This is a genomic window from Solidesulfovibrio aerotolerans (assembly GCF_009856865.1).
Taxonomy (GTDB): Bacteria; Desulfobacterota; Desulfovibrionia; order Desulfovibrionales; family Desulfovibrionaceae; genus Solidesulfovibrio; species Solidesulfovibrio aerotolerans.
In genome coordinates, this window is record NZ_WVUD01000010.1 from 1 (window position 1) to 26,959 (window position 26,959).

Here is a 26,959-nt window from a genome sequence, read left to right on the forward strand (position 1 = left end):
TCAGCATCTCCTCTCGCTGCCCCTCCCGTCTCCGATGATCGAAGACATCTAAGGGGGCTGCCGAGGGGGTCAACTTTGGACGCTGATTTCATCCAAAGAGGGGTCAATATTCCATGCTGATCAACACCCACCTGTCCCCCACTTTCGGATTATATGGGGTGAATCCTCGTGAAGATTGCCGAGGTCCGGGGCATCCACGGCAAAGGGAAAGCTCTGCTCCTCCAGCCGGGCACTCTCCCTTCCATGGGGTTGTTTCCGACCGCAGGATCAACGCCCGCCCCGCCGAAGCCGTGCTTTCAAAACGCACCTTGGCGGCCGCGGCCACAGCCCCAGACCGCCCATAGAATCGACACCGGCCCGGCCCTTGTCACTTTGTCCATGCCGACCACCCGGACGCGATATGCAGGCTCTACGGGCCCCATGAAAAACTGCTCCAGCGTCTCAAAATCGCCTTCTATCCCTTCGATGTCCGCGACCAAACTATGGAGAATATGGCCGAGGCCCTTGGCACTTCTTCCATCCAGGTCCATGCCGTCGCACCTTTTGAAGACATACCCCAGAGTGCCCGCACCTCGCCACGTGCTAAAAATGGGACGAGAAGCCCTCTTTGGCACAGGCAGGCCGCCCATGGTCATAATTGGAACCTGGGGCCGCCTACGGCGCTTCCTGGGCAGCGTACGCTGCGCAGCATGCTGGGGCTGGTCATTGCTTCCGTTGCGCTCAGGCCCAGTCCCCCTGCCGCAAACAACCGTTGCGGCAATACCGGCCCCAGGCCCCTGGATTATTTGGAACGGGCCTGGAACTGCACGGGCAATGCTCACGGAGCGGCCGCCTCTGTCCCGGCCCGGGACAGAGGCGGCCGTTCTTGCAATTGTACAGAGATGGGGACTGCTGCCGTAGAGATTCGACGAAGGCGGGTTGCATCTGGAAACACGCCCCACGGGAGGACGTTGCAGCGACGATGCATACTGGGCGCACCTGGAGACCGAGGCACCTTGCCAGTCGCAGGCACCTCGGACTGCTACACTGTTTCTTTCATGACACCCTCTGGAAGAGAAACAGGAGCCACTCCGGTTGTCTTGTAAATGACAAGCAAGCCTCGCTCACATCTTTCGGAAGCAAGGGTGCTTTTATTAAAAAGCATATGTGGTATTTTGTACTTTACGCATACCTTATAGATATCAAACAAATTTTTGAAGTCCTTATTTGTTACGTCATGACATACAAAAATTCCATCAACAGAAAGCAGCTCATTGTAGACTCTATCAAACCACTTGTTGCTATTATAATGGTCTGCATCAGACAAAACAAAATCATATTTTGTCACGCAATTTAGTACGAAATCCTGCTCTGATAATTTATAAAATTTGATATATCTTGATAAATTTTCAGGATTCACCAGCTGGGTGCCTTCAGTGTCAAACCAGTTATCCACAACAGCATAGTTCACAGGGATGGAATTATATTCAATTGCAGAAACGATTGCCCTGGTGCAAAGACCAGAACCATAGCCAAGCTCCAGAATGCTCCTGCTTTTTTGTGATTTAATCAAAGAGGCTATAAGTTCAACGTGATTAATATCCATTGATACCATTTTGTCGTATTGCGAAAGAGAGATAGCCATCCTGGTCCTCGCTGCGACAGGTCGCTCTGTGTAGGTGGATGTCTCGTCGAAAAACCAACGCGCGCCCGAGGCAGGACGCGTGCTCTCGTCCTATCTGCTTCTGAGGCAGGACGTCTGTTCCAGTCGCTTTCTGCTTCTTATGGAGGGCACGAGATACCAAATGGCCCATTGTTGTAACATGACAACCGAGCTTGGTCTTTAGGACGAGCGCAATAAAGCGATGGTGCAGGCGCACACGGCTGGCGTGGCCGTTAATAGGCCAGTTTGCCCAGGGATTTTAAAATAAGCGTGGCCCCCATGGCGAACATGCCCATAAGGCCCATGCCGCAGGAAAATCCGGCCAAGAGCACCGGCGCATACTGCCGCCAACGCTTCCCGTAATGCTTGAGAAAATAATACCGCCCCAACAGCGCCCCCACCACTTCGAGAATCAGCCCGTGGGGAACGCTCTGCCCCAGCCCCCGCACGATGCCGTAGACCAGGAGCACCGGCAGACCAAAAATCATGAGCAGCACATAGACGATCAGCCCAAGGCCCAGGCCGGCGCTGACAAACCAGCCGTTTAAGGCCTGGAAGAAAAGCGAATTGCCTTCCAGGGTGGAGGTCTGCATGAGCAGGGTGTTTAAGGCCTGGAGGTGCCATAATTCCTGGGCATAGGGATAACTGGCCGACGGAATGGGCGCGAGTTGCCAGATGAACTGGGAAAAGAGCAGGCTGGCCACCATGACCACCGGGAAAACCACGATCTCGGCCTTTATGATGCCGCGCAGGCTGGTGCCGGTCAGCTCGATTTCCCGGAAATCCACCGTCGCCTTGCCGTAATTGTGGATGGGGATGGGGGCGTACCAGATTTCGATGCCCTGATAGCCGAAAAACCGCGCTCCGGCGATGAAACTGGCCTCGCGCACCAGGGGCAGGCTCACGAATTGGCCGGCGATGCCTTCCATGCGGGCCGTGATGTAGGAGATCAGCGGCGTGTAAATAAAGCCGTAGAGCACGAAAAAGAGCCAGGGGAACTGGGGCACCAGCCACAGGCACAGGCCGATGTAGGCCAGGGTGGAAAAAACGTAGATGGCAATGGACACCCAGAAATTGATGTCGCCACGCGCCTTGTTGGTATCAAACAGCGCCTTGTAGGCCGCGCCGCCGACACCGCCCTTTTGCAGGGACCGGGCCACCTGCCAGATGCCGATGACGCCGATGGCCAGGCCAAGGCCAATGCCAAAGGACATGTAGAAATCGAAGTTGTTGGCAAAGACCGTATCCACCGTGCTCATGCCCTGGCGCCAGCGGTGCAGGATGCCGTGGGAATACAAAATGGGGTTGGCGACAATGGTAATGATCAGCCCGACCAAACCGCCGATAACGGCCCAAAACGGCAGCACCATGCCGGTAAAAACCAGCCCCAGATCAAACTGGATGCCCGTGGCCACGGCCGGCAGCCAGGCCTCGGTGTTGCGGGTGAAATCAGCCCAGGGAATGGGGATCAGGCGCACGGGTTCGGTGAAAATAAGCCCGGAAACCACGGGGAAAAGGACGTAAATGCCGCCAAAGGCCAGCCCGATCATGCCGCCTATGGAAAAGACCCGCCATTTCCAGCCGGTTTTGCGGTCCTCGGTGGATTCGGCCAGGGCCATGGTGCCCAAAGCACCCACCGGGGCCATGGGGAAAGGCAGTTTTTCCACATCGGAGGTGACGCGGTAGAGGGCATAGCCCAGGCCGAAGTGGTCGATGCGCTGGACAATCTGGGAGCCGACCAGCAGCAGGATGGGGACCAGCCAGTCACGATGCAAAAAGGTGCGGGCGAGCAGCGAATCGGATTCCGGCCCCGGGGCCACCCAATGCGGGATAAGGTCAGTGAGCCCCAGCATCTTGGCCGCATCGGACTGCACCAGATATTGGTTCCATAAAAGGCCATGAAAGGGCGAGGCCATGGCCGCACCGGCCATGTAATAGAGCAGAAAGATTTCCTGCTGCTTCAGTTCCGTATAGGCCCGCTTGGCGATCTCGGCAAACAGGATAATGGTGACCCACCGCGCGGCCGGACCAATGCCCGTGCCGATGACCAGTTGCAGATACATGCTGCCCGGCATCATGAGAAAGCCAATAAAGACCGCACCGACAATGGTCTTCCAATCGAAGCCCTCTTCGAAATGGGTCGGCGTGGGGAGCAGATCCCGGTATTCGGCTAATTCTTTGTCGTCGTACATCGGGAATTTCCTAATTCGGCAGCACGAGATAGCTCTGCCCTGTCCACAGTCCGATCAGCGCATACGCGCCGCCCATGAGAAAATCGCCCAGTATGAGGCCGATAAATAACAAGCGCACCCGCTTCATGAGCACGATGCCGCCGTAGCGCAGGGTCAGATGGTTGCACAGCCAGCCAAGGAAAAACGAAAACCACAGAATGCGCATGGACGAGCTGTACATGGTCAAAAAACCAAGCGGATGGATGGGCCACCAGTAGAAATGCTGGTAGGCGATGACCAGGGCCAGCATCACCGCCGCGCCGGCCACGGTGAAACCGATGACCGCGCGGTTGGCCCCGGCCGGGGCTTCAAGCAGACGCTGGACGTTTTCATAGACCGTGCCCACGGTCTGCATCTCCCAATCCACTTGCAGATCCCGCAGGCCGTACTTGTGGCACACGGCCAGCATGGCCAGAAACGACACGGCCACGGCAGCGGCGATGGCCAGCACAATGGCGGCAAGATAGAGCTTTTTGGGGCCTTTTTTCTCGCCCACCTTGGCGGCGTGAAACAGCGATGGCAGCAGCGACTCGCGCAGATCGACAAAGAGCATTTTCTGCATAACGGCGGCCATGAGAATGCCCAGGCGGCTGAAAATGCCGGTGCCGAAAAAGGCCAGCAGTCCATCGGTCGGGGCGGCGGTCAGGGTGAAATAGGCGATGCCGCCCTGGCAGATGATGCGGCTGGCCACCAGCATGACCATGAAAAACGCGCCCAAAAGGAGCACAGCCTGTCCCAGCGGCAGGCCAAAAGACACGCTCCAGGCGGTCAACGCCCCGCCGCCGAGAATAAGCCCCCAGAGCGAGGCCGGCGCACCCACCCATTCAGCCTCGTCCGGGCCGCGAAAGCGAAACCGCAGGGCGTCTTTGGCTGTTGTGTACAAATGGTGGCGGGCCAGCCACAGCAGAAAGATGAAAAAGACGCCGTAGGCTCCGATCATCTGCGTCTCTTCGGGGGAGGTGAGCGTCGGGCCGAAGGTGACGCCCAGGGCCGAGGCCGGGATATGTTGGCCGATGATGTCGAAGATGCCGTAGACGAGGCCGCCCAGGAGAAAAAAGAGCCAGAAACTCAGCGAAATCTGGCGCGCCGTCAGATAGGCAAAGCCAATAAAGGCCGGGTAGAAATAGATCTTAAGCTTGGTGAAGCCCGAAAAAAGGCCGGTTTTGGGGAAATACGGCCCGGCCAGAATGAGGGTGGGAATCTGCGGCACGGACGGATCGTAAAAGGCGATGCCGTTGATCGTATGCAGGGCCACGCTGAAAAAAAGGCCGGACAACAGAAAGCGGTCGCTGAAAAAGCCGCCCAACCCGCCGGTATCCACAGCCCCGGTCAGCATTTCCGGCAGCCGCAGCAGCGGAAAATTCATGCGCTCGTTGGACACCCACTGCCGGGAAAAAAGATTGGTCAGGCACAGAAGGACGAAATAGCACAGGCCGATAAAAACGGCCCAGGTGGCCAGGGGTCCGACCCAGGCCCCCCAGGGGATGGCGGCCAGCACCTGCCCCCAGGGCATGGTATAGCCGCCGGACAGGCCATTATACAGCGTCTCCACCGCTTCCGGGTCGGTGGGATACCAGCCCGACGGCAAAAGCGGCCCGAGCACCACGTTCCACTGGTTGCCTTCGGTGGCAAAATGCAGCGGGGCAGTCAGGCTGATAAAAAAGGTGCGGGCCAGACCCGTATGGGCCACGCCGGAAACCACCACCATAAGCATCCAGCACACGAGCAAATCCGTGCCGGTCAGGAGCATGCGGCCGCGAAACAGCCGCCCCAGACCGGCGGTTGCCACCGTGAGCCAGGCCAGCACAAAAAACGGGGCCAGGGGAAAATGCCCGCCACCAAGGGGCGTTGCGCCCAGGTAGAGGTTATTTAAGGGCGTGACCGCACACACGCAAAGCCCCAGCACCAGCCCCAGGGCCACGGCCCGGAATCGAATGGACCCGGACGTCATGCCGTCCCCTCCCCTGCCGGCGCGTCGCTGCCAAGCCGGGCAGTATAGCCGCCGATGACCTTGTCCTCATACGAGGTCCGGGTGGATTCCTCCAGAGAACGCCAAACCAGCAACTGTTTGCGCAGATCGTTTAAAAAGCCCTTGTTCAGGCGCTTCCACATGCCGGCTTCACCGGCCACGCGGGTCAGGGCCACATCAATTTCCATATAGCCCGGAGTTTCCCAGGCCGGGGTAAAGACGATGGAAACGCTCTGCTTGATGCCAAAATCAAAGGGGGCCAGCCAGACCGTGCCGGTGAGGCGCATGCAGGCCCGCAGATCGCAGAATTCCGGATGCCGCTCTTTGGGATGCGGCGAGGCACCGGGCATGTCCCAGGGACACTCAAAGACGTAATCAACGTCAGCCGTGGCGAACAGGCCATGGGAAACATCCTGGTGGGCCTGATAATAATCGAAGAGAAAGCCGCCGGCGCATTCCTGTTCGCGCACCTTGACCAGAAACGGCAGCCGGGTGGTGATAACGCCATCCACGGCCTCAGGCAGGGTCCAGGACCGGTTGACGTCGGGAATGGCGATCTGGCTGGCCACCTTGGACGGATAAATCACCGAGAGCAGCACCACGGCGATGACCAGCAGCATGGCGGCCACGCCGGCCGTGGAGGAATAATTGGCGGTCATGCCGGCCCACAGCGACGTGCCCGAGAGCAGACCGGCCGTGACCTGGGCCAGCAGATAGCCCAGCACCACGCTGATGACGGCAAAGGCCAGGGCCTCGGCAATGAACAGGAACGAAACATGGGACGGGGCCAGACCGACGGCGGTGTAGACACCGATCTCGCGTTTGCGCTCATAGACGGCACCGATCATGGTATTAAGCACTATCAGCACGGAGATGACCAAGGGAATGAGGATGTTGGTTACACCGGCATAGCCCAGGGAATCCCCGGCGTGGTAGAGAAAAACGCCGTCTGCCTGACCGGAAAAAACCGCCAGGCCAAAGCGGTCGGCCAATCGGCCGGCCAGGGCCGATCCGGCTTCGGCGGTTGCCGACGCCTCGGCCGCACTGCCGGCAGGCGGGGCCACCACCACGGATTTGAGCTGGCCGCCAAGGCCCATCAACGTCTCGTAGGGCACGATGACGACCAGATCGTCGTCAATATGCTGGTAGCGGCTTTGCAGGGTCTTGACGTCCTCACCGGATTCGGCCGCTTCCTTTTCGGCTTCGCTGGATTCCTTTGATACCTCAGAGGGAAAGACCACGGGAGTGAGCGCTTCGCCGTCCAGGTCCGGGCGCTCTTCCAGGGCGTTTTTGCGGAAAAGGCCGACCACGGTAAAGGTGCGGCCAAAAAGCGTCACCGTGCCGCCCGGGGCGACCCCCAGGCGCTCAGCCATGGGCTGGGGCAAAATGACGGCATCGGTCTGGCCCGGGGCAAACCACTGCCCGGCCGAGAGCAGCCCGGCCATGCGGCCCAGGCGGGACTCGTCGGCCGACAGGCCGATAATCCCCTGAACCATTTCGCTGTGTTCACCGACCCGCAGATGGGTGATGGGGGCCACGGTTTTTTCGGGCAGTTCCAGCCAAGCTAAAGGTGCCACCACCTCGGTGGTGCCGCAGGCATCGGCCAAAACGGCCAAAGATTCGGGGGGCAGGGAATGCCAGCCGATATTTTTGAGCAGCACGCCCTGATAAGGAGCGGTGTCCGACACCTGGGCAGCACCCTCGTCCCGGGTGGATTTGATGCTGGTAAAGCTCATGATGGTAAAGGTCAGGATAATAAGCGTCAGGCAGGTCAGGGCCGTGCGGACCTTGCGGCGGCGCAGATTGCTGACGCCTATGACGAAGGCGGCGGCAAAGGCCCGCATGCCGCCGATCTCGGTGGCTTTGACATGGGAAGCCCGGCGTTGCAGCGCCGCCATCTCGCGCTCAAAACGCATAAAGATTATGGCCGCCACCATAACGGATAGCCCCAGGATGAAAAAGGCGATGATAACGACCAGCGGCGAGTAGGTCAGTTTAAAGGCCGGGTGGACGGCGTAGACCACGGCAATAACGGCGGTGAGCGTCGCTAAAAAGGCGGCGATGCGCTTGTGGATGTCGGCGTAGTTGAAAACCACCCGCTCCACGCAGTAGGCAAAGGGAATAAAGAGGGCGATATAAAAAAGGACGCCCAAGAGCACGTCGCGCTGGGTCTTTTCCACGTCGTTATAGACCCGCACCGCCAAGGCCCAGCTTGAACGGGCGGCGCTGACCATGGCGTCGAAACGTTTGGCTTCCTTGGCGGCCAGGGCGTCGGCATACAGCGCCCGGCCCCGGTCGGTCAGGTCGCGCAGGCGCTCGCTGACGATGCCGTGGGCTTCCAGGGTGGCAATGCGCGGACCGACCAAGGCCCACATGTCGCGCGCGCCCAGGAGTTCCGTGGCCGGCAGCACCGGGTTGGCGTCCACGGGGTAGCCAACGCCGGTGGGATGCGCGGCGTCGGCGTTTAAGAGCAGGAGCTTTCGGGACAGCACCGTGTCGGACAGGATGCACTTAAAGGGCGTCCCTGGTTCGAGAAAAATGGAGAGCAGCGTGGAGTCCAGGGTGTCCAAGCGACTGAACCAGGAGCGCATGGGCGGGGCTTCGCGCCGGGCGTCGAGCAGCTCGATGCGGGTGAAATAGCGAAACGAGCGCGGATCAAAGGCGGAAAAAAGCGTGGTCTGATCGCAACCGAACATGATCAGATCGGTTTCCATGGCGTTTCGGTTCATCTTGACCCGATACGCGTCCTTGCCGGTCTGCTTTTTATCGATGGCCCAGACGGCCGAGCCGGTATCGGGATCAAACCGGTAGCCTTCGATGACGGCCTTATCCAGCACAAATTTCTTGTTGGCCAAGCCATTGACCCGAAACTGGCCCCGGGCGTCGGTTATGGCGTAAAACCGGGTCTTGCCCTGATAGACACACACCACCGTGCCGGGGGCCGGACGGTCGGGAAAGAGTTCGCCCTGGCGGATGAAGTTGACGCGACCGGTCAGCGTGGAAAAAACGTTTCGGGGGCGCTTCTCGCCCACCTCAAAATCCGCAGCCGTCATAGAGGCCAGGACATCGACGACAAACCGGCCCTGGCTGGCCAGGGAGGCAAAATCCACGCGCGCAGGCGTGTCGCCGGGCGTGCCCCAGGCCTGCCGGGCGTCGCCGACCGTGGCCAGGGTGATGCCGAGCACGCCGGCGATGTTGGCGAATTCGCCGCCAAGGGCCGGCCGGTCGGGGAGCAGGCCCTGCCACGGATGTTGCCGGTCGGCGCGCATACCGTCGCGGTAATAGTTCGTGGGCAGCCCGGCGGCCTTGCCGGCGGCCTCAGCAGCGGCACCCAGCGACCGGTTGATGCGGCCATAGGCCTGCCCCGGATTGACGTCTGGTTTCACCGCGAAGGCAAAGCCCTGGTAAAAGCTCCCGACACCGTCGCCGTGGCTGGACAGGTGCAGGGAAACCTGGGCCGCAATGTCGCGGTCGCCTAAAAGCTTGCGCAAATCCCGGGCGCTTTCCACGCATTCGGCCTCGGCTGCGGCAGCGGCCCGGGTGTCGGCCAGACGGGTCTTGGCCGCCGGCACAAGGGCCATGAGCGCCGCCGCCTCGCTAGGTGGCAACTGGACAAAATCGTCGCGCCACATGATGCGGCGCAGATCGCCCCGGCGGGTGGCCAGGGCGGCGATGGCCGTCTCGTCGCGGTCCTTGCCGGCCAGCCGCAGGCGCATAAGCCGGGTGGTGACGACGTCCACTTCGTCTTTAAGGGTTTCCAGCAGCGTCTCGCGCACGGCCGGATCGGCCAAGAGCTTTCCCCCCTCCTCCCCGCCGGCCGTCAGGCGGTCGAGGGAAGCAAGCAGCGTATCGGCGTGGCGCACGCTTTCCGTCAGATCCCGGTACTGGCTGCGCAGATCCTTGCCTTTGCCGCGAAGCGCGGCAAAAAATTCCCGCAAGCCGACCAGAGACTGGCTGCGACCGGAGGTGGCCAGCAGCAGTGTTGGCCGGGCAGGCGGCTCGGCGGCCAGACGCCGGGCCAATCGCACCAACGCGGCCACAGAGGCGGCCTCGTCAGCGCCAGGAGCCTGCCCCGGGGTCAACGCGCCGGCATCGTAGGCGGCATCCACCACCAGCAACTGGCCGGCCAGGGCCGGATCGGTTCCGGGGATAAGCAGATGGATGTTGCTGGCCACCACCGGTTCCCAGGCGGCCTTGGCGGCCAGGGTGGCGGATTGTCCGGCCGGGTCGCCCTTGAGGCTACGGTAATCGCCCAGCAGTTGGCTGGCCTGGGCGCCAGACAGCAGAAACCGGGGAAACCGCACCGGGGTCAGCTCGAATTTGTCCTGAAAGACGCCGTTGTCGGCGGGACGTTCGGCCGGGCTGTCGTCGATGTAGACGACCGCCTTGGCCCCGAGCTGGGCGGCAGCCTGCCAGTTGCGCCCGCTGTGCAGATCCATGAGCACGATGGCGTCTTGGGGGGAGGTGCCGTCAAAATCACGGTAGCTGCCGGCACCGGCGTAGACGAGAGGGCCGGTCAGGCCCTCGGGGGGAATCGAACCCGGGGTGAAGGCATTAAGCGCCAGCGGGGTCAGCGTTGTCTGCCCGCCACCGGCCACGGAGAGCCGGGTCGGGCCGTGGACCATGGCCGGCGCGCGGTAGCGAAGCCGCCCCACTTCGCCCACACCCAGGCCCTTGAAATAGGCTTCCAGGGCGTCGGCGGCGGCACTTGCCCCCGGGGAACCCGGGGAGCGGTCGCCAAGGCCGGCCAGGGCGTCAATAACGGCCCGGTCGAGGTCGGCATCGGTTACCCCCAGCCAGGACGCGGCCAGGGCATTGTCGCCGGTATCAGCCGCGCTTTTTTTGACCCGCTTGGCCGCAGCCGGCCCGGCCGCCAGCAGACACAGTATTATGCCAAGCAGCAGCGCCACGACAGCGCGGCCAGACAGACGGCGGCAGACCAGGGGGAAAAGGAACGGGGGTGGCATGCGGACTCAGCCCTCCCTGGTCCCGATGCCGCCCACGGTGATGTTGAGCTGGGCGCGTTCCTCGATCTTATCGATGCGCCCGTCGCGAATCCAGACCACCCGGTCGGAAACGTTGAGCATTTTGTAATCGTGGGTGGCGGAAATAACGGTCACGCCCCGGTCGGAACTGAGCCGCTTTAAAAGGGTGATGATTTCCTCGCCCGTGGTCAGGTCCAGGTTGCCGGTGGGTTCGTCGGCCAAAACGATGGCCGGGGTGTTGGCCAGGGACCGGGCAATGGCCACCCGCTGCTGCTGGCCGCCGGAGAGTTCCTGGGGTCGGTGGGCGTGGCGCTCGCGCAGGCCGACCAGCCCTAAAAGCTCCAGGCCTTTTTCCGTGGCCTCGTCCTGGGACGCGCCGGCAAAGGTCATGGGCAGGGTCACGTTTTCCAGGGCGGTCATCACCTGAATGAGATTAAACGTCTGAAAAATATAGCCGATTTTGCGGTTTCGCAGCCAGGCCAGTTCGTAGGCATCGAGCTGGGCAATGTCCACTTCGTCAATAAAGACCTTGCCGGTGGAGGGTTTGTCCAGGCCGCCGATCATGTTGAACAGCGTGGATTTGCCCGACCCGGAAGGCCCCATGATGGACAGGTATTCCCCGGCCTTGATGGTCAGGTCCACGCCGCGAAGGGCCTGGACCACCTGCGTGCCCATGGTGAATGTTCTGGCCACGCCGGCCACCCGGACGATGTTGTGCGCCTCGACCATACTTCCCGTTGCTCCCTTAGCCCGCCCGGCGGGTCATTCCTGAGCCCGCATGGCTTCCACGGGCCGCATTCTGGCGGCCACCGCCGCCGGATAGACCACGCCCAAAAGGCTCAGCCCCGCCCCCACGGCCACGGACAACCCAAGGGTCGCCCCAATCGCCACCAGGGAAACATTGGTCACGGCAGCCCACCCGAACCGGACAAGCCCGACCAGCAGCCCGATCAGGACGCCGCAAACCGCGCCCAGAAGCGACCCGGCCAGCCCCTGCATGCCGGCTTCGAGCAGAAACAGCCGCAAAATGAAGCGATCCAGCGCCCCCAGGCATTTCATGGTGCCGATTTCGCGAAAGCGCTCGGTGACGGCCATGAGCTGGGCATTGACGATGCCGACGGTGCAGACCAGCAGGGACAGGATGACGATCCAGCGTTCTTTGGGACTGGTGGTCAGGCGCGCGGCCTCATCCGCCGGCGAGACAGCGGCCGAGGGCAGGCTCGGCAGATCGTAGCCGGCATCGACCAGGGCCAGACGCTGTTGCGGCTCGCCGGACTGGAGCAGGCCCACGGCCACATCAGAACCGGTGAGAGTAAAACTTAAAAAGGCCACGGCCAGAACCAGACTGGCCACGGTGATCATGGACCGGAAAAACCGGACCTGAATGCTTTTAAGGCTGATTTCCAGAGACTTGCGAAACGGCAGGACCACCTGTCTGGCAATCCTGTCCGACCGGCCGGCCTTCGGCGTCGTTCCACCCGCTTGCGACATGCACCACCCGATCCCGGCCCAGGCCGGGCCGCAGTCTGTTCCCTGCCTCAGGCGTTCGCGTCGGCGCTGCCGGCGAGAAGGAAGCCTCCGGCGGCCAAAGGTACTTCGCCCTTTGGAATCCCATTACGCACACAAGGTGTTACGGGTTTCCCCGACCTTGATTCCGGTTAACGTCAGGTATTGCACGCCCCCTGAAGGGACTGTTGTCGAGTTTTGACAGAAACCGTCCCCCTTGCCAAGGCGCGGGAGGGACCGGAAGGCGACGGTCCGGTTATTTTTTCGACCGGCGCTTGGGAATCTCGATGCCGTATTTCTGGATCTTGTAGTTGAGCGCCCGGCGGCTGACGCCCAAAAGCGGCGCAGCTTCCTTTTGCACCCAGCCCGACTGCTCCAGGGCACGCACGATGGCGGCCTTTTCGCTCTGATCCAGCGACAGGTTGTCGGCCGAGCGATCCGGCCCCTTGCCGGCGAGCGGCAGTTGCAGATCCTGGGGGGCCAGCACGCCGTCGGTGCACAGAACCACCCCGGCTTCCAGGGCATTTCGCAACTGGCGCACGTTGCCGGGCCAGGGATAGGCAGTCAGATAGGCCATGGTTTCCACCGGCACGGTCACTGGCGGCATGCCCTGGGCGGCGCAGAACTGGCGGGTGAAATGTTCGGCCAGGATGGGAATGTCTTCGCGCCGCTCGCGCAAGGGCGGCACATTGATGGTCACCACTTTGAGGCGATACAAAAGATCCTCGCGGAAAACGCCGTCTTCCACCTGTTCAAAGATATCGGCGTTGGTGGCGGCGATGACCCGGCAATCGACCTGGATCTCGCGCACATCGCCAATGCGGCGGATCTTGTGGTTTTCCAGAAAGCGCAGCAGGCGGATTTGCATTTCAGAGGAGATGTTGCCGATCTCGTCGAGAAACAGCGTCCCCTGGTTGGCCTGCTCAATGAGGCCCTTTTTGTCCTTGACCGCGTGGGTGAACGAGCCTTTGACGTGGCCGAAAAGCTCGGATTCGAGCAACCCGGCCGGGGTCGAGCCACAGTCCACAGTGACCAGCGGGCCGCTTTTGCGCGGGCCGCGACGGTGGATCAGGTTGGCCACCAGCTCCTTGCCGGTGCCGGATTCGCCAAGGACCAGGACGTTGACATCGCGCGGGGCCACCCGTTCGATCATGGCGGCCAGATCGCGCATGGTCTGGCTCTTGCCGACAAGGCCCGTTTCGCCCAGATCGGCATTTCGGGCGGCATCGAGGCCGGCGGCCTTGGCAAAGACCTCGGTCACCCGCGTCAGCAGCTCCTGGCCGTCAAAGGGCTTGGTCAGGTAATCCACGGCCCCGTGCTTGATGGCTTCCACGGCCCCGGGAATGCTGCCGTGGGCGGTCAAAAAGATGATGGGCAGCTTGATGTTGCGCTTTTCCATCTCTTCGAGCATGCGCATGCCGTCCATGCCGGGCATGCGGATGTCGGAAATGACCAGACGCACGGGCTTTTTCGCCAAGACGTCCAGGGCTTCCAGGCCGTTGGCGGCGGTGATCACATCATAGCCGGCCGAGACGAGCCGCACCTCCAGCACTTCCAGGATATGCGGGTCGTCGTCAACGACAAGGACGATCTTGCGGGTCTGCTGCGGGCCTATACTCATGGGCTGCTTTGGGGCGGCCGGACGCGGGGCGACCGGATCAGTAATTGCTGAGACCCTTTTTCTTTTCCTGGATCTGCTGGTGGATGGACTCCAGGGCCTTGACCTGCTGCTGCAGGCTTTTGCGCACCTGCTCCTCGCGCTCGGCCAGTTTCTTGCCGCAGTCGCGCTCCAGGGCCGCTTTCTGTTCTTTAAGGACATAGCCGGGCTTAAATGCCTTGACCACAGGCACCAGGAAGCGTGCATCCTCGCCGCTGCCGCCCGGAGGGGATTTTTTCGCCCAGGTGTCGAGCATGTCCAGGGCGGTGGCCAGCTCGGCGTCACTGCCGGCCTGGGTCAGCCTGACACCGGCCATGGCGAACAGGGCTTTTTGACGCACCGCCTGATCGGCGTCCGCTGTGGCCTCGCGCCACAAGGTCATGGCCCGTTTGACCTCGCCGGCGTCGTAGGCGCGAAGGCCCAGGTCATAGGCCGTCTCGCGCTCGATCTTGCAGATTATGACGTCCTTGGCCGGCGTAGCCGGCGGCGACGCCGGAGCAGCGACAGGAACCGGGACCGGTTCGTGCCGGGCACAGCCCAGAACCAGCAATAACGCCAACCCGCAGCAGCCATGGACTGCGGTCGAACCAACACGGTGCAAAACACATTGGGCCATATTACGCTCTTGCCCCATCCACTGGAATTGTAAAGTAGAAAGTGCAGCCCTTGCCCGGCAGGCTCGACAGCCAGATATTGCCGCCATGGGCTTCGACGATGGTTTTGGCGATATTAAGGCCAAGGCCGATGCCATCGGTGGTGCGTTTGGTGCGCACGCCGCGATAGTACTTGTTAAACACGTGGGACTGTTCCTCTTCCGAGATGCCCGGGCCCTCGTCGGAAATGCTAACAAGCAGCTTTGCGCCGCCGTCGGCCAGCTCCAGGCCCACCCGCACCGTGCGTTCGGGCGGGGAAAACTTCACGGCGTTGCCGACCAGATTGTACAGCGCCTGGCCAAGTAACTCCCGGTCGCCGATGACGGACACCAGATCGGCGGCCACCCGGGGGGCCAGGACAATGCCTTTGGCCTCGGCGGCCGGGCCGGCCTTTTCCAGGGTTTCGCGCAGCAGTTCCTCGGGATTAAAAACCACCAGCGACAGGTCCACGATCTGGGAAGCCATGCTCGACACCTTGAGCAGGCTGGTCAGCATGGCGGAAATACGTTGCAGTTCGTCGCTGGCGATGTCGAGAAAACGCTTTTGCCGCTCGTTGACGTCGCCCAGCACCCGCTCGCGCATGAGGTTGACGGATTCGCGAATCGAGGTGAGCGGCGTTCGGATCTCGTGGCTGACCATGTCGATAAAATCCGCCCGCATGCGCTCTTCTTCTTTCAGGCGCACCGTCATGTCGTTAAAGGCCGCGCCCAGTTCGCCCAATTCGTCCTGGGACAACACCCGGATGGGTTCCAGGCGGCCGTCGCGGGTGTAGGCCCGGATGCCCCGGCGCAGTTCCCGCAGGGGGCGGCTTAAGGAATAGGTGAGAAAGAGGATGCCGAGCAGGCCCACGCCGATGGAGATGGTCAACCCGGACACGCCCCGGTTGACGGCCACTTCGCTGATGCGAAACAGCTCGCGCATGCCGGATTCCAGCACCCGTTCGTTGTCCTGGCGGGCGCTGACCACAATACGCATCCATTGGTTGAGCCTATCCTGGTCAACCCAGGGTTCTTTGGACAGTTCCCTCCCCTGGGCCAGATCGGGAAAGGTCTGGCGAAATTCGGCATGCAACTCTTCCCAGGCGGAAAAACCTTCGTAGCGAAACCACAAAATGCTCCAGATGGCATTTTTGTATTCGGACAGCGCGGCCATGAAATTCTTTTTGTATTCATCAGAATGGAGGATCTCGTACTTTTTCTGGTTTTCCTCCATGATCAGCAAACTGTCCACCAGACGCTGGGAGATGGACAGCACTTCGAAACGGACCTTGACGATGTCGCGGGAGATGTTGACCGAGTCTTTTATATAAATGAGAAGCGTGGAAATGGTAAAATAGGCCACGATCATAATGCCGATAAAGACCACCAGCAGCTTAAACAAGATGCCGTAATGCTTGATGGGCTTTCGTGACAAATACATGGTCGCGGATCCACGACGCGGGGTGTTGGGGACAGGGCCGGGCGGCCCGCCGCCGCCAGCCCCGGACGCTATTTGGCGGCGAAAATTTCCTGTTCAAGGACGTGGGGACGGGACAGATTGGTGATGACCAGACGCTGGCTGCTCGAAGCCGTCAGGATCATCTTGCCGTAGCCCAAAAGCCCCCCGAAAAACCCCGGCTCACACTTGACCGATTCAATCTTGCCGAGATCCAGCGAGAAACTGCCGAGCAGGGCATCGTCGCAGACCAGGCGCTTGTCTGTCAGGCCCACGCGCAGGGTGAAAAAAGAAAAAAGGCGCATCAAAGCCAAAAGTGTGAGCAGGATAAAAAACACGTAGCGAAAAAGCCAGACGCCCACGGAGAGGATTTTTGGCACAAACCGCTCCAGCTCTTCCGGCACCTTAAACTGCACGAGTTTGAGTAACGTCGGTTCGCTCGACCAGACCAGCAAGGCCAGGACAAAAAGCACCAGCGCCTTGGCCAGCACCACCCAGTGCTTGCCCGTCCGGTACCGGATATCCTCACCCTCAAATAAAAGGCCCGTTAGGCTCATGGCATCCCCACTCCCAGGCGGCTTGCGCCGATTGCGGCCCTTTCGGGCGCAAAACAGCGACGATCCATGGGCTTATCCGAAAACTGCGGCCAAGGCAAAGCCTTCCTGGGCCCACTGCCCCCGCGCCGGCCGGTATCAGCGCACAACCGCCACGCCCCAGGCCGCCGCAAGGCTTAGAAAGGCCAATGCGCCCCAGAGTACTTGGGCCGCCGTCCCCGGCTCCCCCCGGCGTTTCAACCAGAAACCGGCGGCCAGCCCCAGGGCCGCACCCGAGGCAAAGCCGAACAAATGGCCGGCCAGATCGACGGCCATCCCGTCCTCGCCGCCGGCCCCGAGCATGGCCAGCAGCATCAACGCCGCCCCGGCCGGAGCGGATCGGCGAAAGGTCAGCGGCGGCCACTGGTTGGCCAGCCGCACGCCGCCAAGAGCCCCCAACGCCCCGAAAACGGCGGTGGAGGCCCCGAGAAAATGCATGCCCGGCCCCTGGATGAGCACCTTTAATACATTGCCGGCAACGCCAGCGGCCAGGGTCAGGGCAAAGCCCAGGCCCAGCCCGGTCTCGCGGCACAAAAGCGACAGGAACAGCGCCCCGCTGGCGGCGTTGCCAAACAGATGGGCCGGATCGGCGTGCAGGCACAGGGCCGTGGCCGCCCGTTGCCACTGCCCGGCCAGCATGAGGGCGGAATCCCCGGCTCCCAGGCTTTTCCAGACGATGCGCCGCCCGAAAACGACGGTTTCCCCCAGCATAAATCCCCAGGCAGCGGTGAGAAGGCCCATCCAGGCCAGCACCGCAGGCCAGACCGGGGGACGCACCGGTTCGGCCTCGGGATCATACAGCACAATGGCCGCGCGTTCGGCCGCATACCCGGCCAGTTCCGCCAGGGCTTCTACGGCCCGGCGGCGCGGCACAAAAAGCCGGTAGCCGCTGCCCTGACGCCGGATGGAGTGGGGGATGGCCCGCGAGGCCAGGATCATTTCCCATTCCCGGGCGCGTATGGCCGTGGCCGGACCGGGTTTGCCGGTGGCTTCTTCGGTAATGTCGCGCTGGCCGGGGCGCGGCCACAGGGAGGGCCGGGGGGCCGTGCGCGGCAGGCGTTTGGGGGCAGGCGGACGCTGCGTCGCTGCGGCGTCTTCCCTGGGGTCGGCTGGCTCAAAAAGGGGGTGCGTGTCCGGCATAGGCAGCGACTCTACGACGGATGCCGGCTGGTCCGCAACGCCTGCGAAAGGCCCTTGCTGCCGCCGCGCCTGATCTGGTACGTCCCCAAAATGAACCAAAACAGCAAACCCATTTATTCCATCTTTTTGCTGCTCATCCTGGCCTCCGCCCTGATTTTGGCCTGCATCGTGCTGCACCCGTTCGTTAACATCCTTATCATCGGCGTGGTGATGGCGGCCCTTTTCCGGCCCGTCCACCGCCGCATCGCGGGGCTTTGCGGCGAGAAACGGCCCACCCTGGCAGCGCTTTTAACCACCGGACTCATCTTCACCTGCATCATCATCCCGCTCTTTTTCTTTCTGGGTTCCCTGTTGGCCCAGGGGGTGCAATCCGTCAACGCCCTGCAGCACAAACTGGCCGCCACCGATTTCAACCAGTTGTTCAGCCAGGACGCGCTGGCGCCATACATGGCCTGGGTCCAGGAGCATCTGCCTTTTCTGGATCTGAAAAAACTGGCCCTGCAAGCCGACCTCATCGATATCTCCAAGACCGCCGGCCAGATGCTCCTGGACAGCGGCAGCCGGGTCATCGGCAACGTGTTCCTTTTGACCATGAACTTTCTGATTCTGATGTTCGTGCTGTTTTTTCTCATCCGTGACGGCCACGAGATGCTGGCCCAACTGCGCTATCTGGTCCCCCTGACCACGGATCAGGAAAACCGGATCATCCGCCAACTCGACGACGTGTCCAAGTCCGTCATCCTCGGGGCCTTCGTCATCGCCCTGGCCCAGGGGCTGGCCGGCGGCATCGGGCTTTTCATCGTCGGCATCCAGCCCTTTTTCTGGGGCTGCATGATGGGATTTGCCTCGCTGATTCCTGTCATTGGCACAGCGATTATCTGGCTGCCCGTGTCCCTCTATCTGATGCTGACCGGCCAGTGGCAGTGGGGCGTTTTCATGATGATCTGGGGCGCGGTGGTCATTTCCAGCATTGATTCGTTTATCCGGCCGCTGCTCATGCAAAACCGCTCCAACATGTCCACCTTCTGGGTGTTTCTCTCCATCATCGGCGGCATCAAATTCTTTGGAGCGCTCGGCATCCTCTACGGTCCCTTGGTGCTGGGCTTTGCCATGGTGATGCTGACCCTGTACGCCGAGGATTACCGGCATGTCCTGGAAGAGCGTAATCTCGTGGCCCCGACCCGGCCCCACCGGCAGACGCCGGACGACACCGCGGGCACACCCTAGGCGGCCTCCGACTGACACCGCCACGGGGCCAGCCTATCCGATACGCAGCCGCCGCGCGGGCCACAGCGCCGGAATAGAATCCCGCCCCCAGGGTTCTGTATTGTCTGCGAAGGCGCGACCAAGGGTGGCAAAGCTGCTCCAGGAAATAAAAAAGGGCCGCTTGGCGGCCCTTGTGTGAACGTTTAATCGGCTGGTTAACTGCCGCCGCCCTGCTGCTGCTGGCACATGGCAAAGCCAATGTTGCAGTTGTTAACACAGGTGCCGTTGCCGGCACACATCATGGCGCAGCGTTGGTGGCTTTGCACGCAGGAATTGTTGCCGATCTGCTGCTGCTGCTGCTGCTGCTGGCCGCCCTGCTGCTGGCCGCCCTGTTGCTGGCCGCCCTGCTGCTGGCCGCGCTGACCGCCTTGGCCCTGCTGCTGCGGGGCATACTGGGCCGTTTGCCACTGTTCGCCGTTGCCGGCAGCCATGGCCGGTGCAGCCATCCACAAGGAGCAGGCCAAAAGCGAACCAAATACAGCAGTTACGGTCCTCAATTTTCGCAAACGCATATTCGACCTCCCCCTCAAATTGTTTTTTCCGACATTTAGATATAAGCACATGGGTGTGCGCACGTCAAGGACGATCTGCTCCGGCCAAACGGCTCAATCGAGCGGGGTCTTGGCCGAGGGGTCAAGCTTTTTCACTTGCAAAAAATCCTCCCGGGCCTTGTCCGGCTCGCCCAGGGCCTCGTACGTCTTGCCGCGATTCAGATACAGGTCAGGATCGTCCGGGGCGGCGGCGATGGCCATGGAATAGTTGGCCATGGCACTTTGGAGATTGCCTTTTTTAAACCAGGCCGCTCCCCGGTTATTGAGGGCCTTGGCGTCCTTGACGTCTGCTTCCAGTGCCTTGGAATAATCGCTTATCGCCAGATCGTAATGTCGCAGGGAAAAATAGGCGTTGCCCCGGTTAAAGACCGCCTGGGCGTAACCGGCATCCTTCTCAAGCGCCTTGGTATAGTCCTCGATAGCGGCGTTGTAGTCGCCAAGGGCCGCCTTGGCGTAGCCCCGGGCAGCCAGAAAAAGGTGGACCTGTTCACCCGGCAGCTCGTTGGAGTCCATGGCCTCGGTGAGCTGGGTCAGGGCCGTATGATAGTCCTGGCCGGCCAGGGCGGTCAGGCCGGCCTTGGCTTGTTCCAGGCCTCCGGCCCAGGCGGCAGGCGCGCCGGACATCGCGGGAAACCCCAGCATAACCACGGCAACAACCGCCCCCTGCCGGGCGCGTTGCAAAAGACGCAGGCGCTTCAAGACTCCTCTCCCTCCCGGGGCAGATCAAAAGCCGGAACTTGTAATTCCTTGTCGATCATGTCCGCGTCCTGGGAACAGTACCGCACCATGTTGCGCAGATGGAAAAAGGCGCTTTCGTCCATACTTTCAAAATCAATGGCCACGCCTTCGTCACTGGACCGCACAATGATGGCCTTAAGCCGCACCTTGATATCTTTGGCCAGCCCGAAAACAACCGTGCAGTCCCGGCCGGCGGCCAGCTTGGACTCCGGCTCAAAGAGCGCCCCTTTGAGGCTGAGGTTTTGCGTGCTGACCGGGATTTTTTCCCCGTCGATATACACATAGGCGTCGAATTGGGCGCTGACCCGGCTGCGACGGCGTTTGTTCTCGCTCATATATTCCTCACTTCACCGGGCGCACTCCTGCCCCGGCCACGTCCCGAACCTGATCTCTAGCGCTTTCCGGGCCGATTATAAAGCATCAATACGGCGATCAGGCCACGGGCGCGGACACGGACATGGGGATCAGCGGTCCGCACACCCCGATGCGGCCGTCGGGAAGCCGCACAAATTCCCGCATCTCCCCGTCCTGGGATATCGCCACCACCACGGCCCCAGGCAATCGGGCGCAAAACCGGGCGGCCGAACGGTGGCGCGTCCCGAACGCGGCCAAATCCACCATGCCGGTGGCAACCGGGTCGGAGGTGTCCGGCGACAGGGACACACAGTCCGGCAGGCGTTCCTCGTCCCGGGCCAAAAGCTCCACCCGAAAGCCGCGCACCGACAGGGACGCGTCCAAAATCACCGCCCCGTCCACGCACGAGGCCTGGGCCGTGACCCGGGTGGCCGTGTCCCACTGCTCCAGGTGAACGGCCAGATTGCGGCCGGCCCCGGCCAGATTCTGGGCCACCCGGCCCAGATTGGGCCAGGCCACACCCACCCCCGGCGACAGCAGGCCCTCGATGCCGGCCCCGTCAGGCTGGCCGGACGGCAAAAAAACAAACAGGCCGCCATGGCCGGCGGTCACGGCCAGGGAAAATACCCGGGCCAGCGTGGCCTTGACCAGACTGGCCAACGAGCCGACGTCCTCGGCCCCATTCGCCAACAGCCCGGCCGCCCGACGGCATAACGGCAGAAACACCGGGGAAAAAGCGTTGTCGTGGCACAGCGCCAGCCGGCCCTCTTTGAGTTCCAGATAGATGGCCGGGCCGTCCCGGGGCAGCAGGACGGCCCGCATCCGCGCCGGCGCGGTGACGTGCAGGGACAAGCCCGGGAACAGCGTGCCACCATGGTAGTCGATGCGGCCGCGAAGGGCGGCAAAGCCGGAATACTCCACCCGGGCCACACCTTCGGTCCGCAGACCATCCTGCCCTTGCTTGACCACAAAGGCATAGGGTCCGGGCGGGATACCGGGACTTAAACGGTGCAAGGTATTGAGACAAAAAGGTTGGGGCGGGGAAAACCGCAGGTCGAGCACCGGTTCCGGGCCGCCGGCCAGGGGGGAAAACAATTGAAAGGACGGATAGCGCCCCTCTTCCCGCTTGAGGCTGGCGCGATAGGCCGTTTCCACCAGCACGGAAAGCCCCGTTGCGCAAAGGGCTGTGGGGTTGGGGGAAAGGCCGGCCGCCAGATCCAGGGGACCGGCCGGTCCCGCTGCCGGGAACGGGTCGGGAGACGACTGCATTTGGGCCTTGTAGGGCTGCTCCGGATGTCTGTCAAACCCGGGCGTCACCCCGAAAATGTTGCGTTCAGAAAGTTCCGTTATGGCTTGCCCAGCAGCAACACCTTGCATTTATGGTTCTTTTCCATACAAAAACAGAACTGCTTATGATGTGCGCTCCGTGAGACAACCGTCGCGTAATTGTTGCGCGACGGTTATGTCCTGGCAGGCATTCCGGGCAATGCTCCCCCAATAATCCCAACCTGCGCAAGGAGTGTCCCATGCCCAACGTCTCTTTCCAACTCGTCGTAGTCGCTGCCCTGGCCGTGCTCGCCCTTGGCGGTCTGGCCGGCGAAGCCATGGCCCAGTCCCGCCCGGCCGCGCCACTCGTTATCGGCCACCGCGGCGCCTGCGGCCACCGGCCCGAGCACACCCTGGCTTCGTATGAACTGGCCATCGACCTGGGGGCCGACTTCATCGAACCGGACCTGGTCGCCACCAAGGACGGGGTGCTCGTGGCCCGCCACGAAAACGACATCTCCGGAACCACCGACGTGGCCGCCAAATTCCCGGACCGTAAAACCAAAAAAATGATCGACGGCACCGAAATCGAAGGCTTTTTCACCGAAGACTTCACCCTGGCCGAAATAAAGACCCTGCGGGCGAAAGAACGGCTCGATTTCCGGGACCACAGTTCTGACGGCCAATACGAAGTGGCGACCCTGGACGAGGTCATTGCCCTGGTGCGGCGCAAGGAAGCCGAAACCGGCCGGGTCATCGGCCTGTATCCCGAAACCAAGCACCCCACCTATTTTCGCGGCATCGGCCTGCCGCTGGAAGGCCGACTGGTGGAAACCCTGCATAAAAACGGCTACGACAAGGCCGACTCGCCGGTCTTCATCCAGTCCTTCGAGTTGCAAAATCTCAAGGATCTTCGCGAAATGACCAAGCTCCGATTGGTCTTTCTCTATGACGAACCCGACATGCGGCCCTACGATCTCGTGGTCGCCGGGGACCCACGCACCTACGCCGAGCTGCTCGCGCCCAAGGAACTGGCCGCAATCGCCCGCTTTGCCCAGGGCATCGGCCCCTGGAAGCGGCTGATCATCGCGGAAAACCCGGACAAGACCCTGGCCGCCCCCAACACCGTGGTGGCCGACGCCCATGCCGCAGGACTGCTCGTCCATCCCTACACGTTTCGCAATGAGGCCCGCTATCTGGCTCCGGAGTATGCCGGCGACCCTGTGAAAGAATACATCCAGTTTTTCGAGCTTGGCGTGGACGGCGTCTTCAGCGATTTCCCGGACACGGCTGTGGCTGCCCGCGAGGCGTTTGTTAAGAGCAAGAAATAACCCTGCCTGCCCTTCCGGCTGCGGCCGCTGCCACTGCGGGGGCGGCCGTTGCCGCCCCGCCTGCCGCGTGGACTGCAAAGCCCGCACCCACCCTTGCGAACGCCGGACCCATCCCCGGCCGCCGGAGCAACGGTGGTTCCCGCCACGCTTGCGCTGCGGCAGTGCCCATTCGACGGAAGTGCATTTTCCTCCCACCAACCGTCGCGGCAACGCCGTTCCCCCTTAACCCCTTGCCTCCAGGTGGGATTCCAAAGGGCTCAGCCCTTTGGCCGCCGGAGGCCTCTTCTGCCTCCTCCGCCTCTTTTGCCCTTCTATCTCTTCTGCTCTTATTCCCGTCGGCCACCGTCTGCACCCTGGGGCAGGACTGCCGCCACGGCGGTTGCGGTGGGCCGATGGCGCACCATGAGCCGGGCCGGGCCGTCCACGGCACGTTCCAGGATCAGCTCTGTCTCGCCGGCCGACCACAGGCACACGGTCCGCCCGGCTGTTTCCCGGCAATGGGCCGGGCCGAAATCCCGGGTCAGGCGGTCGTGCAAGCCGGCGGCGGCCGGGGCCTCGGCCAGGGCGGCGTCGATGGAAAAAAGCCGTCCCTGGTCAAAGGCCAGGACAGGATCGGTCAGCACAACGCCGGCCCACCCCGTTTCCCGCCGTCCGGGCGCGGTGAAAAAGGCCAGGCGCTGTGACACGTCGGCCGGCAGGGGCACTTGCTGGCGCACCAGTTCGGCCGTCGGGGCCTCGCCAAAGGCCAGACCGAAAAGCCGGTGCGGCAGTTCGGCCGGCCGGGAACAGGCGGCAACCGCCAGCAGCCAGACGGCGCAAACAACGGCCCGGGCGAGGACGCGGGCTGGAACGGCAGCGGCGACAGAGAGGGTGGCGGCAGCGGCGGCGATGGCAGGAATGGTCATGGTCTCACTCCAGGGATTGCGGCCGGATCAAGCGGCCAGGACGCGGGCTCGGGCTCCAGCGCATGACATATTGTTCATCTTCTGTTTAGCGACAAGCCGGACAAGGGATGCCAAAGCCTCGTTTCCCGCGCCGCCGCAAAGGCGCGTTGCCGCAACCCGCCGTCCGCGATCGGCGCATACCGGCAGGCCAACCCGCCCACGAGCGTAACCGCCTATCCTGGAAGGACCAAGCATGCCTTTAGCGCCGCTGCGCGACCCCGAAAGCTCCCCGGTTTGCCCCCCAAGCTCCCGACGAAGGACCGGCCTTAGGCTGCTGGCGCTTCTGGCCGGCGCGGCCGTCCTGGCCCTGGCCGTGTTCCCGCGCCAGACAGCCGAACGAATTGTGATCGGCCCACCCCATCCCCTGGCCGCCGCCCCGGAGCTTCCCCCGGAGCAAGCCGAACCGGCCGGCAACCTCTTTGAACGCTTTGATGCCGCCCCGGCCAGCCAGACCCGCACCGATCAGGTCCGGCCCGGCCAGACCCTGGCCGATATCCTGGGCAGCCATCTCACCCCGGACAAGTTGGCCGCCCTGGACGATCCCGAGGACTTTTCCTTTTCCAAATTGCGTTCCGGCCAGCCCTACCGCCTGACCCTGCGCGACCGGGAACTCGTTTCCTTTGAATACGACATCAGCCCCACGGAAATGCTGGTCATCGACGAAACCGACGGCGAATTGGCCGCCCGGGTGGAAACGCGCCAGTGCGAGGTGCGCCCGGCGCTGATCGGGGCCACGGTACGCACCAGCCTTTCCGAGGCCGTGGCCGAGGCCGGCGGCAACGCCTCCACGGCCATGGCCCTGGCCGACATCTTCGGTTCGGACCTGGATTTCAGCCGGGACGTGCAACCCGGCGACACCTTTGCGGCCGTGGTGGAACGCCGCTACGTCGAAGGCCGGTTCGCCGGCCTTGGCCGGGTGCTGGCGGCCCGCTATGTGAATGCGGACGGTGCCCTGGAAGGCTTCGGCCTGCTTGGCGACAAGGGCCGGCTGGACTATTTTGACGCCCAAGGCCGCCCCCTGCGCAAGACCTTTTTGCGCGCCCCGCTGTCCTTTCTGCGCGTCACATCGGGCTTTAGCGCCTCGCGCCTGCACCCCATCCTCAAGGTGCGAAAAGCGCACTTCGGTGTGGACTACGCCGCCCCCACCGGCACTCCGGTCTGGACCGTGGGCGACGGCGTGGTCATCGAACGCGGCCGCAACCACGCCGCCGGCAACTACATCACCGTGCGCCACGGCAAAACCTACGTCACCCGCTACAACCACTTCAGCCGCTTCGCCAAAGGCCTGGCCGTCGGCTCCCGGGTGGTCCAGGGACAGGTCATCGGCTATGTCGGCTCCACGGGCTTTGCCACGGGACCGCACCTGGATTTTCGGATGTATGAAAACGACCGCCCGGTCAACGCCCTGGCCAACCCAGAGATGCGCGCCGAGTCGCTGCCGGCTGCCCGGCTGGCAGAATTGCGCCAGGACATTCTCACCCTGACCGCCGTCCTTGACGGTCGCAAACCGCCCACAGACTTGGCCGAGACCCGAACAACCGCCCCAGGCAACCGCCGTCAGTAGCGCAGACGTTCGAGGATGAGGTTGCTGACCAGAAAGCCGTTTTTGGTCAGCCGCAAATGGCCGTTATTTAAGCGTATCAGTTCCTTTTGCCGCAACGCGGTCAAAAGGCTCTCGTTTTCCTTGAGGAAATCAATGCCGGTCAGCCGTCGGTAAATCGAGAGCCGCAGTCCCTTGGCCGTTCGCAACGACAGCATCACGTATTCGCGCACCCGCTCTTCCCGGGTCAGGGCCACGCCCCCGGCCCCGCAGCGGCCGGTCTTGGCCAGGGCGGCCCACTCCCGCACGTCCCGGGGGTTTTCATGGCGCACCCCGGAAAGGGTGGACACCGCCCCCGGCCCCAGCCCAAGATAGTCCCGGCCTTCCCAATAGCCGCTGTTGTGCCGGCTTTGAAAGCCCATGCGGGCGAAACTCGAGATCTCGTATTGCAGGTAGCCCTGCTCCTCCAGAAACTCGGCCCCGTGGATGTACATGCGGCCCTGCTCGCTTTCGGTGGGCAGTTCCAGCCCGCCGGCCTCGGCGTCGGCGGCCAGCGGTGTCCCCGGCTCCAGGGTGAGGCCGTAGCAGGAAAGATGCTCGGGGCGCAGGCGCACGGCCATTTTGAGATCTTCAAGCCAGGCGCCCTCGCGCTGATTGGGCAGGCCCCAGATGAAATCCAGGCTCAAATTGACAAAGCCCGCCTGCCGGACCGCGTTGACCGCAGCCATGGCGGTCTTGGCGTTGTGGGGCCGGCCAAGGCGCGTCAACGCCGCGTCGGAAAAACTCTGCACGCCAAGGCTGATGCGGTTGACACCATAGCTGGCCAGGATTTTGAGATACTCGACATCCAGGGCGGAATCGGGATTGGCCTCAAAGGTCCATTCCACGGCCGGATGCAGGTCAAAATGCTTGTTAATTTCCGGCATGAGGCGCGAAAGCGCCCAGGGCGGCAGCAGGCTCGGGGTGCCGCCGCCAAAATAGACCGTCTCGACCTTGGGCCGACCGAGTTTTTTGCCGAAATGCCGTATTTCCAGCGGCAGGGCCGCGGCGTAGACCTCCACCTCGGCCATGTCCAGGGGCCTGGAGACGAAGGCGCAGTAGCGGCATTTGCTGCGGCAAAAGGGTACGTGGATATAAAGCAGCATAGGGGATGACCAGG

The 26,959-nt window shown here is 62.5% G+C and carries 21 protein-coding genes; 4 read left to right on the forward strand and 17 right to left on the reverse strand.

Features of this window, described 5'->3' with window-relative positions; genetic code table 11:
• Window positions 1-296: 296 nt before the first annotated feature.
• From GTA51_RS07665 to GTA51_RS07720, 12 genes are all read right to left on the reverse strand, one after another.
• The gene (locus tag GTA51_RS07665; protein WP_160960035.1) at window positions 297-530 is read right to left on the reverse strand and encodes a hypothetical protein; all 234 of its coding nucleotides are present in this window, start codon (window positions 528-530) and stop codon (window positions 297-299) included.
• A 491-nt stretch (window positions 531-1,021) separates the two neighbouring features.
• Window positions 1,022-1,624, reverse strand: a complete 603-nt coding sequence (locus GTA51_RS07670) for a class I SAM-dependent methyltransferase (protein ID WP_160960036.1) — start codon at window positions 1,622-1,624, stop codon at window positions 1,022-1,024.
• 251 nt (window positions 1,625-1,875) lie between these two features.
• Window positions 1,876-3,834: an OPT family oligopeptide transporter gene (locus tag GTA51_RS07675; protein WP_160960037.1), complete on the reverse strand. Its 1,959-nt coding sequence runs from the start codon at window positions 3,832-3,834 to the stop codon at window positions 1,876-1,878.
• Between the two features lie 10 nt (window positions 3,835-3,844).
• A complete protein-coding gene (locus tag GTA51_RS07680; RefSeq protein ID WP_160960038.1) occupies window positions 3,845-5,824 on the reverse strand; it encodes a DUF6785 family protein in 1,980 nt (659 codons plus the stop codon).
• On the reverse strand, window positions 5,821-10,809 hold the full coding sequence (locus tag GTA51_RS07685) for an FtsX-like permease family protein (RefSeq protein ID WP_160960040.1): 4,989 nt from the start codon (window positions 10,807-10,809) through the stop codon (window positions 5,821-5,823). Before GTA51_RS07685 ends, GTA51_RS07680 begins: the two co-directional genes overlap by 4 nt.
• Window positions 10,810-10,815: 6 nt before the next feature.
• Window positions 10,816-11,556, reverse strand: a complete 741-nt coding sequence (locus tag GTA51_RS07690; protein WP_160960041.1) for an ABC transporter ATP-binding protein — start codon at window positions 11,554-11,556, stop codon at window positions 10,816-10,818.
• 33 nt (window positions 11,557-11,589) lie between these two features.
• Window positions 11,590-12,318: an ABC transporter permease gene (locus tag GTA51_RS07695; protein ID WP_160960042.1), complete on the reverse strand. Its 729-nt coding sequence runs from the start codon at window positions 12,316-12,318 to the stop codon at window positions 11,590-11,592.
• Window positions 12,319-12,589: 271 nt separating this feature from the next.
• Window positions 12,590-13,954, reverse strand: a complete 1,365-nt coding sequence (locus tag GTA51_RS07700) for a sigma-54-dependent transcriptional regulator (RefSeq protein WP_160960044.1) — start codon at window positions 13,952-13,954, stop codon at window positions 12,590-12,592.
• 37 nt (window positions 13,955-13,991) lie between these two features.
• Complete coding sequence (locus GTA51_RS07705) at window positions 13,992-14,606, reverse strand: hypothetical protein (RefSeq protein WP_160960045.1); 615 nt, start codon at window positions 14,604-14,606, stop codon at window positions 13,992-13,994.
• A gap of 1 nt (window position 14,607) precedes the next feature.
• A complete protein-coding gene (locus GTA51_RS07710; protein WP_160960047.1) occupies window positions 14,608-16,062 on the reverse strand; it encodes a HAMP domain-containing sensor histidine kinase in 1,455 nt (484 codons plus the stop codon).
• Between the two features lie 68 nt (window positions 16,063-16,130).
• Window positions 16,131-16,634, reverse strand: coding sequence for a PH domain-containing protein (locus GTA51_RS07715; protein WP_160960048.1), 504 nt, complete (start codon window positions 16,632-16,634; stop codon window positions 16,131-16,133).
• Between the two features lie 135 nt (window positions 16,635-16,769).
• Window positions 16,770-17,810 (reverse strand): rhomboid family intramembrane serine protease, encoded by a 1,041-nt coding sequence (locus GTA51_RS07720; RefSeq protein ID WP_160960050.1) that lies wholly within the window; start codon window positions 17,808-17,810, stop codon window positions 16,770-16,772.
• Between the two features lie 54 nt (window positions 17,811-17,864).
• On the opposite strand from GTA51_RS07720, the gene GTA51_RS07725 reads away from it, so the two are divergent.
• Both GTA51_RS07725 and GTA51_RS20705 read left to right on the forward strand, forming a co-directional pair.
• Complete coding sequence (locus GTA51_RS07725; RefSeq protein WP_246198042.1) at window positions 17,865-19,037, forward strand: AI-2E family transporter; 1,173 nt, start codon at window positions 17,865-17,867, stop codon at window positions 19,035-19,037.
• A gap of 170 nt (window positions 19,038-19,207) precedes the next feature.
• The gene (locus GTA51_RS20705) at window positions 19,208-19,627 is read left to right on the forward strand and encodes a hypothetical protein (protein ID WP_211922487.1); all 420 of its coding nucleotides are present in this window, start codon (window positions 19,208-19,210) and stop codon (window positions 19,625-19,627) included.
• Between the two features lie 54 nt (window positions 19,628-19,681).
• Here GTA51_RS20705 and GTA51_RS07735 read toward each other — a convergent pair whose 3' ends face one another.
• The 3 genes from GTA51_RS07735 to GTA51_RS07745 all read right to left on the reverse strand — a co-directional run bounded on the left by GTA51_RS07735 (window position 19,682) and on the right by GTA51_RS07745 (window position 21,988).
• Window positions 19,682-20,326 carry a tetratricopeptide repeat protein gene (locus GTA51_RS07735; RefSeq protein ID WP_246198043.1) on the reverse strand — a complete coding sequence of 215 codons (645 nt, stop codon included), beginning with the start codon at window positions 20,324-20,326 and terminating at the stop codon, window positions 19,682-19,684.
• Window positions 20,323-20,700 (reverse strand): PilZ domain-containing protein, encoded by a 378-nt coding sequence (locus tag GTA51_RS07740; RefSeq protein ID WP_160960053.1) that lies wholly within the window; start codon window positions 20,698-20,700, stop codon window positions 20,323-20,325. Before GTA51_RS07740 ends, GTA51_RS07735 begins: the two co-directional genes overlap by 4 nt.
• A 97-nt stretch (window positions 20,701-20,797) precedes the next feature.
• Window positions 20,798-21,988 carry a putative sensor domain DACNV-containing protein gene (locus tag GTA51_RS07745; RefSeq protein WP_160960054.1) on the reverse strand — a complete coding sequence of 397 codons (1,191 nt, stop codon included), beginning with the start codon at window positions 21,986-21,988 and terminating at the stop codon, window positions 20,798-20,800.
• Window positions 21,989-22,245: 257 nt separating this feature from the next.
• Between GTA51_RS07745 and GTA51_RS07750 the strand changes: the two genes are divergently transcribed.
• Window positions 22,246-23,316, forward strand: coding sequence for a glycerophosphodiester phosphodiesterase (locus tag GTA51_RS07750; protein ID WP_160960056.1), 1,071 nt, complete (start codon window positions 22,246-22,248; stop codon window positions 23,314-23,316).
• 326 nt (window positions 23,317-23,642) lie between these two features.
• Here GTA51_RS07750 and GTA51_RS07755 read toward each other — a convergent pair whose 3' ends face one another.
• Complete coding sequence (locus GTA51_RS07755; RefSeq protein WP_160960057.1) at window positions 23,643-24,221, reverse strand: hypothetical protein; 579 nt, start codon at window positions 24,219-24,221, stop codon at window positions 23,643-23,645.
• Window positions 24,222-24,453: 232 nt separating this feature from the next.
• On the opposite strand from GTA51_RS07755, the gene GTA51_RS07760 reads away from it, so the two are divergent.
• Window positions 24,454-25,824 carry a peptidoglycan DD-metalloendopeptidase family protein gene (locus GTA51_RS07760; protein ID WP_160960059.1) on the forward strand — a complete coding sequence of 457 codons (1,371 nt, stop codon included), beginning with the start codon at window positions 24,454-24,456 and terminating at the stop codon, window positions 25,822-25,824.
• Here the strand turns inward: GTA51_RS07760 and hemW are convergent.
• The gene (hemW, locus tag GTA51_RS07765; protein WP_160960060.1) at window positions 25,818-26,945 is read right to left on the reverse strand and encodes a radical SAM family heme chaperone HemW; all 1,128 of its coding nucleotides are present in this window, start codon (window positions 26,943-26,945) and stop codon (window positions 25,818-25,820) included. The two genes, GTA51_RS07760 and hemW, sit on opposite strands and share 7 nt — an antisense overlap.
• Window positions 26,946-26,959: the final 14 nt, after the last annotated feature.

What these genes read in the sequence shown, in the direction of transcription:
- GTA51_RS07755 (WP_160960057.1), bottom strand. Translation starts at nt 24,221, where the DNA reads ATGACCATTCCTGCCATCGCCGCCGCTGCCGCCACCCTCTCTGTCGCC.
- GTA51_RS07680 (WP_160960038.1), bottom strand. Translation starts at nt 5,824, where the DNA reads ATGACGTCCGGGTCCATTCGATTCCGGGCCGTGGCCCTGGGGCTGGTG.
- GTA51_RS07665 (WP_160960035.1), bottom strand. Translation starts at nt 530, where the DNA reads ATGGACCTGGATGGAAGAAGTGCCAAGGGCCTCGGCCATATTCTCCAT.
- GTA51_RS07740 (WP_160960053.1), bottom strand. Translation starts at nt 20,700, where the DNA reads ATGAGCGAGAACAAACGCCGTCGCAGCCGGGTCAGCGCCCAATTCGAC.
- hemW (WP_160960060.1), bottom strand. Translation starts at nt 26,945, where the DNA reads ATGCTGCTTTATATCCACGTACCCTTTTGCCGCAGCAAATGCCGCTAC.
- GTA51_RS07700 (WP_160960044.1), bottom strand. Translation starts at nt 13,954, where the DNA reads ATGAGTATAGGCCCGCAGCAGACCCGCAAGATCGTCCTTGTCGTTGAC.
- GTA51_RS07745 (WP_160960054.1), bottom strand. Translation starts at nt 21,988, where the DNA reads ATGCAGTCGTCTCCCGACCCGTTCCCGGCAGCGGGACCGGCCGGTCCC.
- GTA51_RS07695 (WP_160960042.1), bottom strand. Translation starts at nt 12,318, where the DNA reads ATGTCGCAAGCGGGTGGAACGACGCCGAAGGCCGGCCGGTCGGACAGG.
- GTA51_RS07675 (WP_160960037.1), bottom strand. Translation starts at nt 3,834, where the DNA reads ATGTACGACGACAAAGAATTAGCCGAATACCGGGATCTGCTCCCCACG.
- GTA51_RS07670 (WP_160960036.1), bottom strand. Translation starts at nt 1,624, where the DNA reads ATGGCTATCTCTCTTTCGCAATACGACAAAATGGTATCAATGGATATT.
- GTA51_RS07750 (WP_160960056.1), top strand. Translation starts at nt 22,246, where the DNA reads ATGCCCAACGTCTCTTTCCAACTCGTCGTAGTCGCTGCCCTGGCCGTG.
- GTA51_RS07760 (WP_160960059.1), top strand. Translation starts at nt 24,454, where the DNA reads ATGCCTTTAGCGCCGCTGCGCGACCCCGAAAGCTCCCCGGTTTGCCCC.
- GTA51_RS07705 (WP_160960045.1), bottom strand. Translation starts at nt 14,606, where the DNA reads ATGGCCCAATGTGTTTTGCACCGTGTTGGTTCGACCGCAGTCCATGGC.
- GTA51_RS07720 (WP_160960050.1), bottom strand. Translation starts at nt 17,810, where the DNA reads ATGCCGGACACGCACCCCCTTTTTGAGCCAGCCGACCCCAGGGAAGAC.
- GTA51_RS07715 (WP_160960048.1), bottom strand. Translation starts at nt 16,634, where the DNA reads ATGAGCCTAACGGGCCTTTTATTTGAGGGTGAGGATATCCGGTACCGG.
- GTA51_RS07710 (WP_160960047.1), bottom strand. Translation starts at nt 16,062, where the DNA reads ATGTATTTGTCACGAAAGCCCATCAAGCATTACGGCATCTTGTTTAAG.
- GTA51_RS07690 (WP_160960041.1), bottom strand. Translation starts at nt 11,556, where the DNA reads ATGGTCGAGGCGCACAACATCGTCCGGGTGGCCGGCGTGGCCAGAACA.
- GTA51_RS07685 (WP_160960040.1), bottom strand. Translation starts at nt 10,809, where the DNA reads ATGCCACCCCCGTTCCTTTTCCCCCTGGTCTGCCGCCGTCTGTCTGGC.